Source organism: Citrobacter sp. RHB35-C17, assembly GCF_013816795.1.
Taxonomy (GTDB): domain Bacteria; phylum Pseudomonadota; class Gammaproteobacteria; order Enterobacterales; family Enterobacteriaceae; genus Citrobacter_A; species Citrobacter_A amalonaticus.
This window is the reverse complement of the sequence record NZ_CP057150.1, coordinates 1,766,736-1,782,443: the sequence shown is the minus strand read 5'-3', so window position 1 is coordinate 1,782,443 and position 15,708 is coordinate 1,766,736. Positions and strand designations below refer to the sequence as shown.

Below are 15,708 nucleotides of genomic sequence, written 5' to 3'. Positions count from 1 at the left end.
ATTATGCACCATTCTTTAACGCTTCAAGATACTCCCAGCGCTCAAAGGCCTGCTCAAGTTCTTGCTCTGCTTTTGCCAGATCGGCCAAAACCTGTTGTGTGTGCTCATGAGGCTGGCTGAAAAACGCGGCGTCGGCAACCTGTGCCTGCAGGGCTTCCAGCTTCGCTTCCAGTTCTTCCAGCAGTTGCGGTAACTGTTCCAGTTCGCGCTGCAGTTTATAGCTTAGTTTGCTACTGGCGCGTTTTACAATTTCTGCTTTCGGGGCAACCACTTCCTCAGTTTTTTTCGCCGCTGGCTGTTTAAACGCCAGATGCTGTTCCTGTTGACTGCGTGCATCATGATAGCCGCCGACATAACGGCCGATTTTCCCGTTGCCTTCGAAAATCCAGCACTCGGTCACCGTATTGTCGACAAACTGACGATCGTGGCTCACCAGTAACACGGTGCCCTGATAACCATCAATCAGCTCTTCCAGCAACTCCAGCGTTTCGACGTCGAGATCGTTAGTTGGTTCATCGAGAATCAACAGATTGCTGGGTTTCAGAAAAAGACGCGCCAACAGCAGACGATTTCGCTCACCGCCAGACAGTGCGCGTACCGGGGTCATCGCCCGTTTCGGATGGAACAAGAAGTCCTGCAAATAGCCGAGCACATGGCGCGGTTTGCCGTTAACCATCACTTCCTGCTTACCTTCGGCGAGGTTGTCCATCACCGTCTTGTCTGGATCCAGTTCGGCGCGGTGCTGGTCGAAATAAGCGACTTCCAGTTTCGTACCGACGTGAATACGACCGCTGTCCGGCGGCAACTGGCCTAACATCAGCTTCAGCAGCGTGGTCTTACCGCAGCCGTTAGGACCGATCAGGGCAATTTTATCGCTGCGCTGTACCTGAGCTGAAAAGTCTTTCACCAGCTGTTTGCCGTCGACCTGGTAATCCACGTTCTCCATTTCGAAAACGATCTTACCGGAGCGGGTCGCCTCTTCGACCTGCATCTTCGCGGTGCCCATCACTTCGCGGCGTTCGCTGCGTTCGCGGCGCATCGCTTTCAGCGCCCGCACGCGGCCTTCATTACGGGTACGACGGGCTTTAATGCCCTGGCGGATCCACACCTCTTCCTGCGCCAGCTTGCGATCGAACTCGGCGTTCTGGAGTTCTTCGACGCGCAGCGCCTCTTCTTTCTCCACCAGGTATTGATCGTAATTCCCCGGGTAGGTCACCAGCTTGCCACGATCGAGATCGACAATGCGGGTCGCCATATTGCGAATAAAAGAACGGTCGTGGGAGATAAAAATAATCGTCCCATTGAACGACTTCAGGAACCCTTCCAGCCAGTCAATGGTTTCAATATCGAGGTGGTTGGTCGGTTCATCCAGCAGCAGAACGCGCGGATTACTGACCAGTGCACGACCCAGCGCGGCTTTACGCAGCCAACCACCGGACAGCGACGACAACGCGGCATTAGGATCCAGTCCTAACTGCGCCAGCACCTCATTGATGCGGTTTTCCAGTTGCCACAGATTGTGGTGATCGAGCTGCTCCTGCACTTTTGCCAGCTCATTTAAGTTTCTGTCGCTCGGATCGGTCATCACCAGACGCGAAATTTCGTGATATCGCTTAAGGTAGACCGCCTGTTCTTCGATGCCTTCCGCGACAAAATCGTAAACGGTGCCTTCAATATTGCGCGGAGGATCCTGTTGCAAACGGGCAACGATCAGATCCTGCTCATAAATAATGCGCCCATCGTCCAGACCCTGCTCACGATTGAGGATCTTCATTAACGTTGATTTGCCGGCGCCGTTACGGCCCACCAGACAGACGCGTTCGTTATCTTCGATATGCAGTTCTGCATTATCAAGAAGCGGCGCGTCGCTGAACGACAGCCATGCGCCATGCATACTGATTAATGACATTTACTTATCCTTTCAGGCCGCGGTAATCAACCAGCAGTTGTGGATTTGACGGTTACGGGCAAAGTCCTGGGAAAGCGTTTTTTGGGTGATTTCTTGTGCTTTCAGCCCCAGCGCCGCCAGTCCGTCAAGATCCATACGGAATCCGCGTTTATTGTTGGAGAACATGATCGTGCCGCCTTTACGCAGCAGACGTTTCAGATCTTTCATCAGCGCCAGGTGATCGCGCTGAACGTCAAAGGCATCCTCCATCCGTTTCGAGTTGGAGAACGTCGGGGGATCGATAAAAATCAGATCAAACTGTTCATTAGCTTCACGCAGCCAGGCCAGACAGTCGGCCTGGATCAGGCGATGCGCGCGTCCGCTCAAGCCATTCAGACGCAGGTTGCGCTCTGCCCACTCAAGATAGGTACGCGACATATCGACCGTCGTGGTGCTGCGCGCGCCGCCTAAACCTGCGTGCACACTGGCGCTGCCGGTGTAGGAAAACAGGTTAAGGAAGTCTTTGCCGTTGCTCATCTGCCCCAGCATCCGTCGCGCAATACGGTGATCGAGGAACAGTCCGGTATCCAGGTAATCGGTCAGGTTCACCCACAGGCGAGCGTTGTATTCGCTTACCTCGATGAATTCCCCCTTCTCGTTCATCTTCTGATACTGGTTTTTCCCTTTCTGCCGTTCACGGGTTTTCAGCACCAGCTTGTTCGGCGCAATCTCCAGCACCGACAAGGTGGCGGCGATGATGTCGAACAGTCGCTGACGCGCTTTCTGCGCATCGACAGTTTTCGGCGGAGCGTACTCCTGAATCACGACCCAGTCGGCGTAGCGATCGACCGCTACGTTGTATTCAGGCAGATCGGCATCGTACAGGCGGTAGCATTCAATCCCTTCCTGACGCGCCCATTTTTCCAGTTTCTTGATGTTTTTACGCAGACGGTTGGCATAGTCTTCCGCCACCGTTGCCGGTTTGCTGTCCGGCGTGCTTTCCGCTACATGGTAGTTTTTCTGCACACAGTCCAGCGGGCCGTTTTTCGCTTTGAATTGTTTGTCCGCGCGCAGTTGCAGGCTGCTTAGCAAATCCGGTGAGGCGCTGAACAAAGAGAGATTCCAGCCGCCGAACTGGTTCTTCATGGTGCGTCCCAGCAGGCTGTGCAGCGCAATCAGCGCCGGCTCGCTGTCCAGACGTTCGCCGTAAGGCGGGTTGCTGATCACCGTCCCGTAAGGACCTTTCGGCAGCGGATTGCTCAGCTTCGCCACGTCTTTGACTTCGAAGGTAATCAGTTCGCCAATCCCTGCGCGACGGGCGTTGCTGCGCGCGCGTTCGATCACTCGGGCATCACTGTCAGAACCGTAAAAACGCGAGGTATATTCAGCCAGACCTTTGCGGGCGCGGGTTTGCGCTTCCGCCTTCACGTCCTGCCAGATAGCGTCATCATGCTGCGCCCAGCCGCTAAAGCCCCAACGACCACGGTGTAAGCCCGGTGCGCGATCGGTTGCCCACATCGCCGCCTCAATCAATAGCGTGCCCGAACCGCACATCGGGTCGAGCAATGGAGTTCCCGGCTGCCAGCCAGAGCGCATCACAATCGCCGCCGCCAGCGTCTCTTTGATCGGCGCCAGACCGGTGCGATCGCGATAGCCGCGCAGATGCAGACCATCACCGCTTAAATCCAGCGCAATGCTGGCCGTGTCTTTATTCAGCCAGACGTTTACGCGGATGTCGGGCGATTCGCGATCGACATTCGGACGCGGCAGATTTTTACGCGTGAAGGCGTCAACAATCGCATCCTTGACTTTCATCGCGCCGTACTGGCTATTGCGAATGGTGTCGTTCAGCCCGCTGAAGTGGACAGCAAAGGTCGCACCCGGATTAAACATTGCCGTCCAGTCGATGGCCAGCACACCAAGGTAAAGGTCTAAGTCACTGTAAACTTTGCACTCACCCAACGGTAAAATAATGCGCGAGGCCAGGCGACTCCACATCAGGCTCTGGTAAACAAGCCGGGTGTCGCCCTGGAAATGGACCCCACCCTGAACCACCTGACACTCCACGGCGCCGAGGCTTTCCAGTTCAGTTTTTAACAGCTCTTCCAGCCCACGGGCCGTACTGGCAAACAAAGAATTCATAGCGTCACTTATACTCGAAGAAAATTGCTGCGCATTATAGCTAATATGGGCGCTATGTCATAAAGTTGAGGGCTTATTTCTTTTGAGGGGCCGTACCGTGTTGACGTTATCCAGACTTTTCATCCACCCCGTCAAATCAATGCGTGGCATTGGGCTGACCCACGCTCTGGCAGACGTCAGCGGTCTGGCTTTTGATCGTATTTTTATGGTTACCGAAGCCGATGGCACCTTCATCACAGCGCGTCAGTTTCCACAAATGGTGCGCTTTACCCCCTCGCCCCTGCACGATGGCCTGCATTTGACCGCGCCTGACGGCAGCAGCGCGCTGGTGCGGTTTGCTGATTTTGCCGCCCAGGATGCGCCGACGGAAGTCTGGGGCAACCATTTTACCGCGCGAGTCGCCCCCGATGCGATTAATCAGTGGCTTAGCGGCTTCTTCTCCCGCAGCGTGCAACTGCGTTGGGTGGGACCACAGTTGACCCGGCGGGTTAAACGCCACGCGGGCGTGCCGCTCTCTTTTGCCGATGGTTTCCCGTATCTGCTGGTGAATGACGCTTCGTTGCGCGATCTGCAGCAGCGCTGCCCGGCGGGGGTGCAGGTTGAACAGTTCCGCCCCAATATCGTGGTCTCTGGTGCTACGGCATGGGAAGAAGACAACTGGAAAGTGATCCGCATTGGCGAGGTTATCTTTGATGTGGCGAAACCGTGCAGCCGCTGTATTTTTACCACGGTCAGTCCGGAAAAAGGGCAAAAGCATCCCTCCGGTGAGCCGCTGGCAACGCTGCAAACCTTCCGTACCGCGCCGGACAATGGCGATGTCGATTTTGGGCTGAACCTGATCGCCCGTAATAGCGGCGTGATTCGCGTGGGCGATGAAGTGGAGGTTTTATCGACCGGTCCGGCTCGCGTTTATGGCGCCGCCGACACCGGGGAGACGGTTGAAGTCGCGCAGCAACCGAATGCGACGGTCACCATCGACTGGCAGGGACAGGCGTTTCAGGGGAACAATCAACAGGTATTGCTTGAGCAACTGGAAAACCAGGGGATCCGGGTACCCTATTCGTGTCGGGCGGGAATTTGCGGCTGCTGTCGTATCAAACTGCTGGAAGGCGAAGTGAACCCGCTGAAGAGATCGGCACTTGGCGATGATGGCACCATCCTCAGCTGTAGCTGCGTGCCAAAAACCGCGCTGAAGCTGGCGCGTTAAACCGCCTGTTCCAGACTGAAGCTGTGCGGACGAAACGACGGCTTCAGTCGGTCATTCATTATTTTAATCGCATCACCAAGCTGCATCGTCCGCCCGGCCACAACCACGCCGGGTTGCGCCAGCAGACACAGCGCCGCATTTTCGCCAGGCTCTACCACTAACAGATTGATTTGTTCCTGGGTATCGCTCAGCCAGACACAGGCCGCATCGCCAGTGCCGGGTACCCAGTTTTCGCCGTGCGCCACAAAGTGCCAGCTTTTCGGCATTTGGGGTTTCAGATAGCGAATGGCCACCAGCGCATTGAGCACCAGTTCCGCTTTCTGGTCTTTAGAGAGCTCAAGGTCGCGGCACTTTTCTTCAAAGGAGAAGTACAGCGCGGCATCGTCAACGCAAAAACCGGACGGTGAGAATGCATCCGGGGTGAGCATTTTGCGGGCAAAACGCGAGCGAAATAACATGCCATTGGCTAAATCGAGCATCATTCGGTCATGCTCTTCGTCATAATACCAGCGCCAGTTATCGTCAGGTTTAATTCGCATTGTTTTCTCTCCCCTCTCCATCGCCCCGTTGCAAAATTGTCCTTTTTCGCCGCTTCGTTTATTACCTTAATAAGCAAAGCTTAAAATGTTTAAATAAGCAACAGTGAAAGAATATAAAACAACCAGGGGAGGAAATAAACCCCTGGTTGTCTGATATTCTGATTAAGAGAGAAAAAAAATCAAATATGGGTAACGATTTCTTTAATCAGTGGCGGACCTTTAAAAATAAAACCAGAATAAATCTGAACCAGCGACGCCCCGGCAGCCATCTTCTCGCGCGCGGCAATCACTGAGTCGATACCGCCAACGCCAATAACAGGCAACTGACCTTTTAATTCCTGAGACAGACGGCGGATAATTTCTGTACTTTTTAATTGCAGGGGACGACCACTTAAGCCACCCATTTGATCGCAATTTTTCATTCCCTGAACCAAAGAACGATCGAGTGTTGTATTGGTGGCAATAACACCATCAATATTATGGCGTACTAAACTATCGGCAACCTGGATCAGTTCTTCCTCAGAAAGATCCGGCGCGATCTTTACAGCGATCGGAACATATTTCTGGTGGATCTTTTGCAGATCGTTTTGTTTATTTTTAATCGCCGTAAGCAAATCATCCAGCGCGTCGCCATATTGTAATGAACGTAATCCCGGCGTATTTGGCGAGGAGATATTAATGGCAATATAACCGGCATAGGCATAGATTTTTTCCATACAAATCAGATAGTCATCTTTACCCTGCTCAACCGGCGTATCTTTATTTTTGCCGATATTAATTCCGAGCACCCCGTCATAATGGGCCTTTTTAACGTTCTCGACCAGGTTATCAACGCCGTGGTTATTAAAGCCCATACGGTTGATCAAACCTTCGGCATCGACCAGGCGGAACAGTCTTGGCTTATCGTTGCCGGGCTGTGGACGCGGGGTCACGGTGCCGATCTCGATCGAGCCAAATCCCATCGCGCCCAGGGCATCAATACACTCCCCGTCCTTGTCCAGACCAGCAGCCAGACCAAGCGGATTTTTAAAGGTTAATCCCATACAGGTGACCGGTTTCGCCGGGACCTTCTGGCGGATCAACGCTTCTAGCGGCGTTCCCGTCACACGACGTAATTGCTGAAAAGTTAATTCATGAGCGCGCTCTGGATCGAGCTGGAAAAGGGCTTTACGAACGAAGGGGTAGTACATGAACTCTCCTGGATTCCCGGTGTGCAAACCGGGGGCGTATTATGGGTGATATCGAACAAAAAGGGAATTGACCTGCGGCAATAAAAAGCAAACGTTTTCCCTGGCAGCTTCTTTTTATGCAATTTTCAGCTTTTCAATTCCGCATAAATCATTTCGATTCCCGATTCCCCTCTGTCAGACTGCAAAATTGTTATCAATGTTAAATAAAAGCGAACAATTGGTTATAAGGGGAGAATGCAATTATGCGCGTCATCACTTTGGCGGGAAGCCCACGCTTTCCCTCTCGATCCAGTGCTTTACTGGAATATGCCCGGGAAAAATTGAACGGTCAGGACGTTGAGGTGTACCACTGGAATCTGCACAACTTCGAGCCTGAAGATCTGCTGTATGCCCGTTTCGACAGCCCGGCATTGAAAACACTGGTCGCACAACTGAAAGAGGCGGACGGCCTGATCGTTGCCACGCCGGTTTATAAAGCCGCCTATTCCGGGGCGCTAAAAACGCTGCTCGATCTGCTCCCCGAACGGGCGCTGGAAGGTAAAGTCGTCCTGCCTCTGGCGACAGGCGGCACCGTTGCACATCTGCTTGCCGTCGATTACGCGCTGAAACCGGTGCTCAGCGCCCTGAAGGCGCAGGAGATTTTACACGGCGTCTTTGCCGATGACTCCCAGGTGATCGACTATCAGCATAAGCCGCATTTCACGCCCAATTTACAGCTGCGTCTTGATAAAGCGCTGGAAACGTTCTGGCACGCCCTGCACCGCCGCGACGTTAAGGTTCCTGCTTTTGATACTGTGCGAGGTGCGGCCCATGCGTAATCTTCTCAAAGCTCGTACGGCATGGCTGGCATTCGCCGGACTGCTGGCCTTTTGCGGACTGACACAGGCGGCGGAGCCCTCACCTGATGCCCTGCGTATAGGCTATCAGAAAGGCAGCATCAGTATGGTCCTGGCGAAAAGCCACCAGCTGCTGGAAACGCGTTATCCCGGAACCAAAATATCCTGGATTGAATTTCCCGCCGGACCGCAAATGCTGGAAGCCCTGAACGTCGGCAGTATTGATCTGGGCAGCACCGGCGATATTCCGCCCATTTTCGCCCAGGCCGCTGGCGCAGATTTAGTGTACGTCGGCGTAGAACCGGCGAAACCGAAAGCCGAAGTGATTCTGGTGCCGGAAAACAGCCCCATCAAAACGGTGGCGGAACTGAAAGGCCATAAAGTGGCGTTCCAGAAAGGATCCAGCTCGCACAACCTGCTGCTGCGCGCCCTGCAACAGGCCGGGCTGAAATTTACCGATATCCAGCCGACGTATCTTACCCCTGCCGATGCCCGAGCGGCGTTCCAGCAGGGTAACGTTGATGCATGGGCCATCTGGGATCCTTACTATTCCGCTGCATTATTGCAGGGCGGTGTGCGCGTACTGAAAGACGGCAGCGATCTGAAACAAACGGGATCGTTCTATCTCGCCGCGCGACCGTACGCTGAGAAGAACGGCGCGTTCATTCAGGGCGTGCTGGATACCTTCAGTCAGGCAGATGCGTTAACCCTCAGCCAGCGGCAGGAAAGCATTGCCCTGCTGGCGAAAACAATGGGACTGCCAGAGCCCGTGATTGCGTCATATCTCGATCATCGCCCGCCGACCCGCATTTCACCGGTCAGTGACGCTGTAGCCGCGTTGCAACAACAAACCGCAGATCTGTTTTACGACAACCGCCTGGTACCGAGAAAAATCGATATCCGCCAGCGCATCTGGCACCCCACTCAACAGGAAGGAAAATCATTATGAGTCTGAATATGTTCTGGTTTTTACCGACGCACGGTGACGGTCACTATCTGGGGACGGAGGAAGGCTCGCGTCCGGTGGATCACGGCTATTTACAGCAGATTGCGCAGGCGGCGGATCGTCTGGGATTCACCGGTGTGTTGATCCCCACCGGGCGATCCTGTGAAGACGCGTGGCTGGTCGCGGCATCAATGATCCCGGTAACTCAGCGACTCAAATTCCTGGTCGCATTGCGCCCGAGCGTCACTTCACCGACAGTCGCCGCACGGCAGGCCGCTACGCTTGACCGCCTCTCCAACGGTCGCGCGCTGTTTAACCTGGTCACCGGCAGCGATCCACAGGAACTGGCGGGCGACGGTGTGTTTCTCGATCACAGTGAACGTTACGAGGCCTCTTCGGAGTTCACCCAGGTCTGGCGTCGTTTATTGCAGGGTGAAACCGTCGACTTCAACGGTAAGCACATTCACGTTCGCGGAGCGAAACTGTTCTTCCCGCCCATCCAGCAACCCTATCCCCCACTTTACTTCGGCGGCTCTTCAGATGTCGCCCAGGATCTGGCCGCTGAACAGGTCGATCTTTACCTCACCTGGGGCGAACCGCCTGAGCTGGTGAAAGAGAAGATAGCCCAGGTACGAGCCAAAGCGGCGGCGCGTGGGCGTAACATTCGTTTTGGCATTCGCCTGCACGTCATTGTCCGTGAAACCAACGAAGAAGCATGGCGAGCCGCGGACCGGCTGATCGCTCACCTTGATGACGACACGATCGCGAAGGCGCAAGCGGCGTTTGCCCGGACGGATTCTGTCGGTCAGCACCGAATGGCGGCGCTGCATAACGGCAAGCGCGACCAACTGGAGATCAGCCCGAATTTGTGGGCCGGTGTGGGTCTGGTGCGCGGTGGCGCCGGGACCGCGCTTGTCGGCGACGGACCGACGGTGGCGGCGCGCATCAACGAGTATGCCGCGCTGGGCATCGACAGCTTTGTCCTTTCCGGCTACCCACATCTGGAAGAGGCGTACCGGGTCGGCGAACTGTTGTTCCCGCATCTGGACGTCGCGATCCCGGAAGTCCCACAACCGCAACGCCAGCATCAGCAGGGTGAAGCGGTGGCGAATGAATTTATCCCGCGTAAGGTTGCGCAAAGCTGAGGAGAACCGTGATGGCAACGCCAACGAAAAAGTGGTTGTTACGCGTTGCCCCCTGGTTTTTACCGGTGGGCATCGTCGCCGTCTGGCAACTGGCCTCCTCCATGGGCTGGCTCTCCGGGCGTATTTTACCCTCACCGGAAGGGGTGATCATCGCCTTCTGGACGCTCTCCGCCAGCGGTGAACTCTGGCAGCATCTGGCCATCAGTTCCTGGCGTGCGCTGATCGGCTTTTCGATCGGCGGTTCGATTGGCCTGATGCTGGGGCTGATTAGCGGCTTATCGCGCTGGGGGGAACGCCTTCTGGACACCTCCATTCAGATGCTGCGCAACGTTCCACATCTGGCACTCATCCCGTTAGTGATTTTGTGGTTTGGCATTGATGAAACCGCGAAGATTTTTCTGGTCGCGCTGGGGACGCTCTTTCCAATCTACATCAATACCTGGCACGGGATCCGCAACATCGATCGCGGCCTGGTGGAGATGGCGCGTAGCTACGGATTATCCGGCTTTTCGCTGTTTATCCATGTGATCCTGCCCGGCGCCCTGCCCTCGATCATGGTCGGCGTGCGCTTTGCGCTGGGGCTGATGTGGCTGACGCTGATCGTCGCGGAGACCATTTCATCCAATTCAGGAATCGGTTATCTGGCGATGAACGCTCGCGAATTCCTGCAAACGGATATCGTGGTTGTCGCCATTATTCTCTACGCCCTGCTCGGTAAACTGGCCGACGTCAGCGCTCAACTGCTGGAACGCGTCTGGTTGCGCTGGAACCCGGCTTATCATGTGAAGGAAGCCACCGTATGAATACCGCCCGTCTGAACCAGGGTACTCCGCTCCTGCTGAATGCGGTAACGAAAAAGTACGCGGGTAACATCGTACTGAATCAGCTTGATCTCCATATCCCGGCAGGCCAGTTTGTCGCCATCGTCGGGCGCAGCGGCGGGGGAAAAAGCACCCTGCTACGCCTGCTGGCGGGGCTGGAATCGCCAAACGCCGGTGAACTGCTGGCGGGAACCACGCCGCTTCGCGATAGTCAGGACGACACCCGCATGATGTTTCAGGATGCCCGACTTTTGCCGTGGAAATCGGTGATCGACAACGTGGGACTGGGTCTGAAGGGCCACTGGCGGGACGCTGCGCGTCAGGCGCTGGCGGCGGTTGGGCTGGAAGAGCGGGCGAGCGAATGGCCAGCAGCGCTTTCCGGCGGACAAAAACAGCGTGTTGCCCTTGCGCGGGCGCTAATCCACCGGCCGGGCCTGCTGTTGCTTGACGAACCGCTTGGCGCGCTGGATGCGTTAACACGTCTGGAGATGCAAGATCTCATTGTTTCGCTGTGGCAGGAGCATGGTTTTACCGTGCTGCTGGTGACACATGACGTCAGCGAAGCCGTGGCGATGGCCGATCGGGTGTTGCTGATTGAGGATGGCAAGATTGGACTGGATTTGACGGTCGACATTGCACGCCCCCGCCGCCTGGGATCGGTGCGTTTAGCGGAGCTGGAGGCCAACGTATTGAGTCGGGTGATGCAGCGTGGGGTAACGGAACAGCCGATCCGTCGGCATGGATAAGTATTCAGGACGTTGTAGGCCCGGTAAGCATGAGCTCCACCGGGCATTTTGCCGGATAGCGGCGTTACCGCCTTATCCGGCCTACAAAAACGACAGGTCAACGTCTCAGGCTAACGCTTTGGTTACCTTCTCGTACAGATCGCCGGAAAGATTCTCCAGCCCTTTCAATTGTTCCAGCGCGGCACGCATTTTTTGCTGACGCTTCGCATCGTAACGTTTCAGACGGATCAAGGGTTCGATCAGACGTGACGCTACCTGCGGGTTACGGCTGTTAAGCTCGGTCAACATCTCAACCAGGAACTGATATCCGCTGCCATCTTCCGCATGGAACGCCGCCGGGTTACTGCCGGCAAACGCACCAATCAGCGAACGAATACGGTTCGGGTTGCTCAGGCTGAACGAACGATGTTTCAACAGACCGCGTACCGTATCCAGCACGTTATCCGCCGGGCTGGTGGCCTGCAGGATAAACCATTTGTCCATCACCAGACCGTCCTGATGCCAATTGTCGTCATACTCCTGCATCAGCGCATCACGGCACGGCAGTTGCGCCGCTACGGCCGCAGACAGCGCCGCCAGCGCATCGGTCATGTTGTTAGCTTCACGATACTGCTTACTTACCAGCGTGTCCGCCAGCGTCGTTTCACCAAAGGCCAGGAAGCGCAGGCAGGCGTTACGCAGCGTACGTTTACCGATGTCCGCATGCTCAACACGATACTCCTCCAGCCGGTTGGCGTTGTAGATCGCCAGGAACTCATCCGCCAGTTCGGTCGCCAGCGTACGCGTTAACGCTTCGCGAACTTCAGCGATCGCCAGCGGATCGATGATATCAAACAGCTCAGCAATTTCGTTTGCCGAAGGTAACGTCAGGATCTCCGCCGCCAGCGCCGGATCGATCTTCTCATCCAGCAGCACCGCGCGGAACGCGTCAGCCACATGGACAGGCAGCGACAGCGGCTGGCCCTGCTGATGGCGGTTTACGTTGAGCTTGATGTAGGTCGCCAGTAGGCTTTGCGCCGCATCCCAGCGGGAGAAGTCATTGCGCGCATGACGCATCAGGAACGTCAGTTGCTGATCGCTCCACTTATACTCCAGTTTCACCGGAGCTGAAAACTCGCACAACAGCGCCGGTACCGGCTGGAAGTAAACGTTATCAAAGACAAACGTCTGCTCCGCCTGGGTGAAATTCAGTACCGAATTTACCGGGTGACCGCCTTTCTGCAGCGGTATCACTTTACCTTCGTTGTCATACAGTTCGATGGCAAACGGAATATGCAGCGGCAGTTTTTCCGCCTGATCCGGTGTTGGCGGCGTGCGCTGGCTGAGAGTCAGCGTGTATTGTTCGGTTTCCGGGTTGTAGTCATCTTTAACGGTGACAATTGGCGTGCCGGACTGGCTGTACCAGCGGCGGAAGTGGGAAAGGTCGACGTTGGAGGCATCTTCCATGGCCTGAACGAAGTCATCGCAGGTCGCCGCGCTGCCGTCGTGACGTTCAAAGTACAGTTGCATCCCTTTCTGGAAATTTGCCTCACCCAGCAGGGTGTGGATCATGCGAATCACTTCTGCACCCTTTTCATACACGGTCAGGGTGTAGAAGTTGTTCATTTCAATGACCATGTCCGGGCGGATCGGATGCGCCATCGGACTGGCATCTTCAGCAAACTGCAGGCCGCGCATGGTGCGCACGTTGCTAATCCGGTTAACGGCACGGGAACCGAGATCCGAACTGAACTCCTGATCGCGGAAAACGGTCAAGCCCTCTTTCAGGCTCAACTGGAACCAGTCGCGGCAGGTAACGCGGTTACCGGTCCAGTTGTGGAAATATTCATGGCCGATCACGCGCTCAATATCGAGATAGTCTTTGTCGGTGGCGGTATCGGTACGCGCTAGCACATATTTGGAGTTAAAGATATTAAGCCCTTTATTCTCCATCGCGCCCATATTAAAGAAGTCGACAGCGACGATCATATAGATGTCGAGATCGTACTCCAGGCCGAAGCGCTCTTCGTCCCACTTCATTGAGTTCTGTAACGAGGTCATCGCCCACGGCGCACGGTCGAGATTGCCGCGATCCACGTACAGCTCCAGCGCGACTTCGCGCCCGGAACGGGTCGTAAAGGTGTCGCGCAGCACGTCGAAATCACCGGCAACCAGCGCAAACAGATAGCACGGCTTCGGGAACGGATCCTGCCACTGAACCCAGTGACGACCGTTTTCCAGTTCCCCCTCGCCGGTGCGGTTACCGTTGGAGAGCAGGAACGGATATTGACTCTTATCGGCAATAATTTTGGTGGTAAAACGCGCCAGCACGTCAGGGCGGTCGAGATACCATGTAATATGGCGGAAGCCTTCCGCTTCGCACTGAGTGCAGAGTGCATCGCCCGATTGATACAGGCCTTCCAGCGCGGTATTCCGGGCCGGGCTGATTTCATTCACAATACGCAGCGTAAAACGCTCGGGCAGATTGCTGATCACCAGCGCACCCGCTTCTTCTTTATAAGCGGTCCACGGTTCATCGTTGACGTGGAGAGAGACCAGCGTCAGATCTTCTCCATCCAGTTTCAGCGGGGCATCCGATGCGCCATGACGAACAGCCTGGCTCACTGCCGTGACCACGGTTTTTTCAGCATCCAGGTCAAAGGTCAAGTCAATATCAGTAATCTGGTAATCCGGCGCACGGTAGTCGTGGCGGTATTTGGCTTGTGGCTGTTGTGTCATAAAAAAACCTTTAGCATCTTTTGAAGAGTCTCGACTCCAGTCTATTCCTGTTGCGGAAATCGCGCTACGCAGAATGTTTATCTTTTCAGGCACAAACACTCTTTTCGCTACATTTTTATAACACGAGGCACGAAATGCACTCGACCCTAACGTCAGCTTATGGTGTGATCGGGGTTCAATAAATCGCTAAACAAGGTATACTCCAGCGGTTTTCTTAGTTGTTTATTGTACTAAACGCTCCCGTGAGAGGATGCTACTGCGCACCTATGACACAATTCGCTTCTCCTGTTCTGCACTCGTTGCTGGATACAGATGCTTATAAGTTGCATATGCAGCAAGCCGTATTTCACCACTACTATGATGTGCAGGTAGCGGCTGAATTTCGTTGCCGAGGCGACGACCTGCTGGGTATTTATGCCGACACCATTCGCGAGCAGGTTAATGCTATGCAGCATCTGCGCCTGCAGGATGAAGAGTACCAGTGGCTCTCCGGCCTGCCCTTCTTCAAAGCGGATTACCTCAATTGGCTGCGCGATTTTCGCTATAACCCGCAACAGGTATCCATCAGCAACGACAACGGGAAGCTGAATATCCGCTTAACTGGCCCATGGCGTGAAGTCATCATGTGGGAAGTCCCACTGCTGGCGGTGATCAGTGAGCTGGTCCATCGGTATCGCTCACCAGAAGTGGGTGTCGCGCAGGCCCTCGATACGCTGGAGACGAAACTAGTCGATTTCTCTGCTTTAACGTCAAGTCTCGATATGTCCCGCTTCCACCTGATGGATTTCGGCACTCGTCGCCGTTTTTCCCGTGAAGTGCAACAGGCTATCGTTAAGCGTTTGCAGCAGGAGTCGTGGTTTGTTGGCACCAGTAACTACGATCTGGCGCGTCGTTTGTCGCTAACCCCGATGGGCACACAGGCGCACGAGTGGTTCCAGGCGCATCAACAGATAAGCCCTGAACTGGCAACCAGTCAACGCGCCGCTCTCGCCGCATGGCTGAATGAATATCCGGATCAGCTAGGTATTGCGCTGACCGACTGCATCACAATGGATGCGTTCTTACGCGATTTTGGCAGCGAATTTGCCACCCGTTACCAGGGACTGCGCCATGACTCTGGCGATCCGGTTGAATGGGGTGAAAAAGCTATCGCTCACTATGAAAAGTTAGGTATCGACCCGCACAGCAAAACGCTGGTCTTTTCCGACAATCTGGATCTGAATAAAGCCGTCGATCTTTACCGGCATTTCTCATCCCGCGTGCAGTTGAGTTTTGGTATTGGCACGCGTCTGACGTGCGATATTCCGCAGGTTAAGCCGCTTAACATCGTGATCAAACTGGTGGAGTGCAACGGTAAACCGGTTGCCAAACTGTCTGACAGTCCGGGCAAAACCATTTGCCACGACAAAGCTTTTGTTCGCGCATTGCGCAAAGCGTTTGATTTACCGCATATCAAAAAAGCCAGTTAATCCTGCCAGGGAGCCGCTTCGGCTCCCTTTTAGCATTTATTTCTGAATTCTTTTCTTTTCC

Annotated in this window: 12 protein-coding genes; 7 read left to right on the top strand and 5 right to left on the bottom strand. The window is 55.0% G+C overall.

The window, feature by feature from the left end; genetic code table 11:
- Position 1 precedes the first annotated feature (1 nt).
- Both HVZ37_RS08305 and rlmKL read right to left on the bottom strand, forming a co-directional pair.
- Positions 2-1,909: an ABC transporter ATP-binding protein gene (locus HVZ37_RS08305; RefSeq protein WP_181628316.1), complete on the bottom strand. Its 1,908-nt coding sequence runs from the start codon at positions 1,907-1,909 to the stop codon at positions 2-4.
- A 12-nt stretch (positions 1,910-1,921) separates the two neighbouring features.
- Positions 1,922-4,030, bottom strand: coding sequence for a bifunctional 23S rRNA (guanine(2069)-N(7))-methyltransferase RlmK/23S rRNA (guanine(2445)-N(2))-methyltransferase RlmL (gene rlmKL / locus HVZ37_RS08300; protein WP_044256310.1), 2,109 nt, complete (start codon positions 4,028-4,030; stop codon positions 1,922-1,924).
- A gap of 97 nt (positions 4,031-4,127) precedes the next feature.
- On the opposite strand from rlmKL, the gene HVZ37_RS08295 reads away from it, so the two are divergent.
- On the top strand, positions 4,128-5,237 hold the full coding sequence (locus HVZ37_RS08295) for a YcbX family protein (protein ID WP_054177190.1): 1,110 nt from the start codon (positions 4,128-4,130) through the stop codon (positions 5,235-5,237).
- Here HVZ37_RS08295 and zapC read toward each other — a convergent pair.
- Together zapC and pyrD are read right to left on the bottom strand one after the other, a co-directional pair.
- Positions 5,234-5,776: a cell division protein ZapC gene (gene zapC, locus HVZ37_RS08290; RefSeq protein WP_043001167.1), complete on the bottom strand. Its 543-nt coding sequence runs from the start codon at positions 5,774-5,776 to the stop codon at positions 5,234-5,236. The genes HVZ37_RS08295 and zapC overlap by 4 nt on opposite strands.
- A gap of 179 nt (positions 5,777-5,955) precedes the next feature.
- On the bottom strand, positions 5,956-6,966 hold the full coding sequence (pyrD, locus tag HVZ37_RS08285; RefSeq protein WP_043001168.1) for a quinone-dependent dihydroorotate dehydrogenase: 1,011 nt from the start codon (positions 6,964-6,966) through the stop codon (positions 5,956-5,958).
- A gap of 242 nt (positions 6,967-7,208) precedes the next feature.
- Here pyrD and ssuE point away from each other — a divergent pair, with 242 nt between their 5' ends.
- From ssuE to ssuB, 5 genes are read left to right on the top strand one after another with little or no spacing between them, the layout of a single operon-like run.
- On the top strand, positions 7,209-7,784 hold the full coding sequence (gene ssuE / locus HVZ37_RS08280; RefSeq protein ID WP_043001169.1) for an NADPH-dependent FMN reductase: 576 nt from the start codon (positions 7,209-7,211) through the stop codon (positions 7,782-7,784).
- Positions 7,777-8,751 carry a sulfonate ABC transporter substrate-binding protein gene (locus HVZ37_RS08275; protein WP_181628315.1) on the top strand — a complete coding sequence of 325 codons (975 nt, stop codon included), beginning with the start codon at positions 7,777-7,779 and terminating at the stop codon, positions 8,749-8,751. The genes ssuE and HVZ37_RS08275 overlap by 8 nt, the downstream gene beginning before the upstream one ends.
- The gene (gene ssuD, locus HVZ37_RS08270) at positions 8,748-9,893 is read left to right on the top strand and encodes an FMNH2-dependent alkanesulfonate monooxygenase (RefSeq protein ID WP_043001171.1); all 1,146 of its coding nucleotides are present in this window, start codon (positions 8,748-8,750) and stop codon (positions 9,891-9,893) included. The genes HVZ37_RS08275 and ssuD overlap by 4 nt, the downstream gene beginning before the upstream one ends.
- Positions 9,894-9,904: 11 nt before the next feature.
- Positions 9,905-10,696 (top strand): aliphatic sulfonate ABC transporter permease SsuC, encoded by a 792-nt coding sequence (gene ssuC / locus HVZ37_RS08265; protein ID WP_181628314.1) that lies wholly within the window; start codon positions 9,905-9,907, stop codon positions 10,694-10,696.
- Positions 10,693-11,460, top strand: a complete 768-nt coding sequence (gene ssuB / locus HVZ37_RS08260; protein WP_043001173.1) for an aliphatic sulfonates ABC transporter ATP-binding protein — start codon at positions 10,693-10,695, stop codon at positions 11,458-11,460. Before ssuC ends, ssuB begins: the two co-directional genes overlap by 4 nt.
- A gap of 105 nt (positions 11,461-11,565) precedes the next feature.
- Here ssuB and pepN read toward each other — a convergent pair whose 3' ends face one another.
- Positions 11,566-14,178, bottom strand: coding sequence for an aminopeptidase N (gene pepN, locus HVZ37_RS08255; protein WP_044256317.1), 2,613 nt, complete (start codon positions 14,176-14,178; stop codon positions 11,566-11,568).
- A 266-nt stretch (positions 14,179-14,444) separates the two neighbouring features.
- On the opposite strand from pepN, the gene pncB reads away from it, so the two are divergent.
- Entirely contained in the window at positions 14,445-15,647 is a 1,203-nt protein-coding gene (gene pncB, locus HVZ37_RS08250; RefSeq protein ID WP_043001175.1) for a nicotinate phosphoribosyltransferase, read from the top strand.
- The last annotated feature ends 61 nt before the right edge of the window (positions 15,648-15,708 follow it).

Excerpts from the sequence above, each read along its gene's own strand:
- rlmKL (WP_044256310.1), bottom strand. The coding sequence starts at position 4,030 with ATGAATTCTTTGTTTGCCAGTACGGCCCGTGGGCTGGAAGAGCTGTTA.
- HVZ37_RS08305 (WP_181628316.1), bottom strand. The coding sequence starts at position 1,909 with ATGTCATTAATCAGTATGCATGGCGCATGGCTGTCGTTCAGCGACGCG.
- zapC (WP_043001167.1), bottom strand. The coding sequence starts at position 5,776 with ATGCGAATTAAACCTGACGATAACTGGCGCTGGTATTATGACGAAGAG.
- HVZ37_RS08275 (WP_181628315.1), top strand. The coding sequence starts at position 7,777 with ATGCGTAATCTTCTCAAAGCTCGTACGGCATGGCTGGCATTCGCCGGA.
- pyrD (WP_043001168.1), bottom strand. The coding sequence starts at position 6,966 with ATGTACTACCCCTTCGTTCGTAAAGCCCTTTTCCAGCTCGATCCAGAG.
- pepN (WP_044256317.1), bottom strand. The coding sequence starts at position 14,178 with ATGACACAACAGCCACAAGCCAAATACCGCCACGACTACCGTGCGCCG.
- pncB (WP_043001175.1), top strand. The coding sequence starts at position 14,445 with ATGACACAATTCGCTTCTCCTGTTCTGCACTCGTTGCTGGATACAGAT.
- ssuD (WP_043001171.1), top strand. The coding sequence starts at position 8,748 with ATGAGTCTGAATATGTTCTGGTTTTTACCGACGCACGGTGACGGTCAC.
- ssuB (WP_043001173.1), top strand. The coding sequence starts at position 10,693 with ATGAATACCGCCCGTCTGAACCAGGGTACTCCGCTCCTGCTGAATGCG.
- ssuC (WP_181628314.1), top strand. The coding sequence starts at position 9,905 with ATGGCAACGCCAACGAAAAAGTGGTTGTTACGCGTTGCCCCCTGGTTT.
- ssuE (WP_043001169.1), top strand. The coding sequence starts at position 7,209 with ATGCGCGTCATCACTTTGGCGGGAAGCCCACGCTTTCCCTCTCGATCC.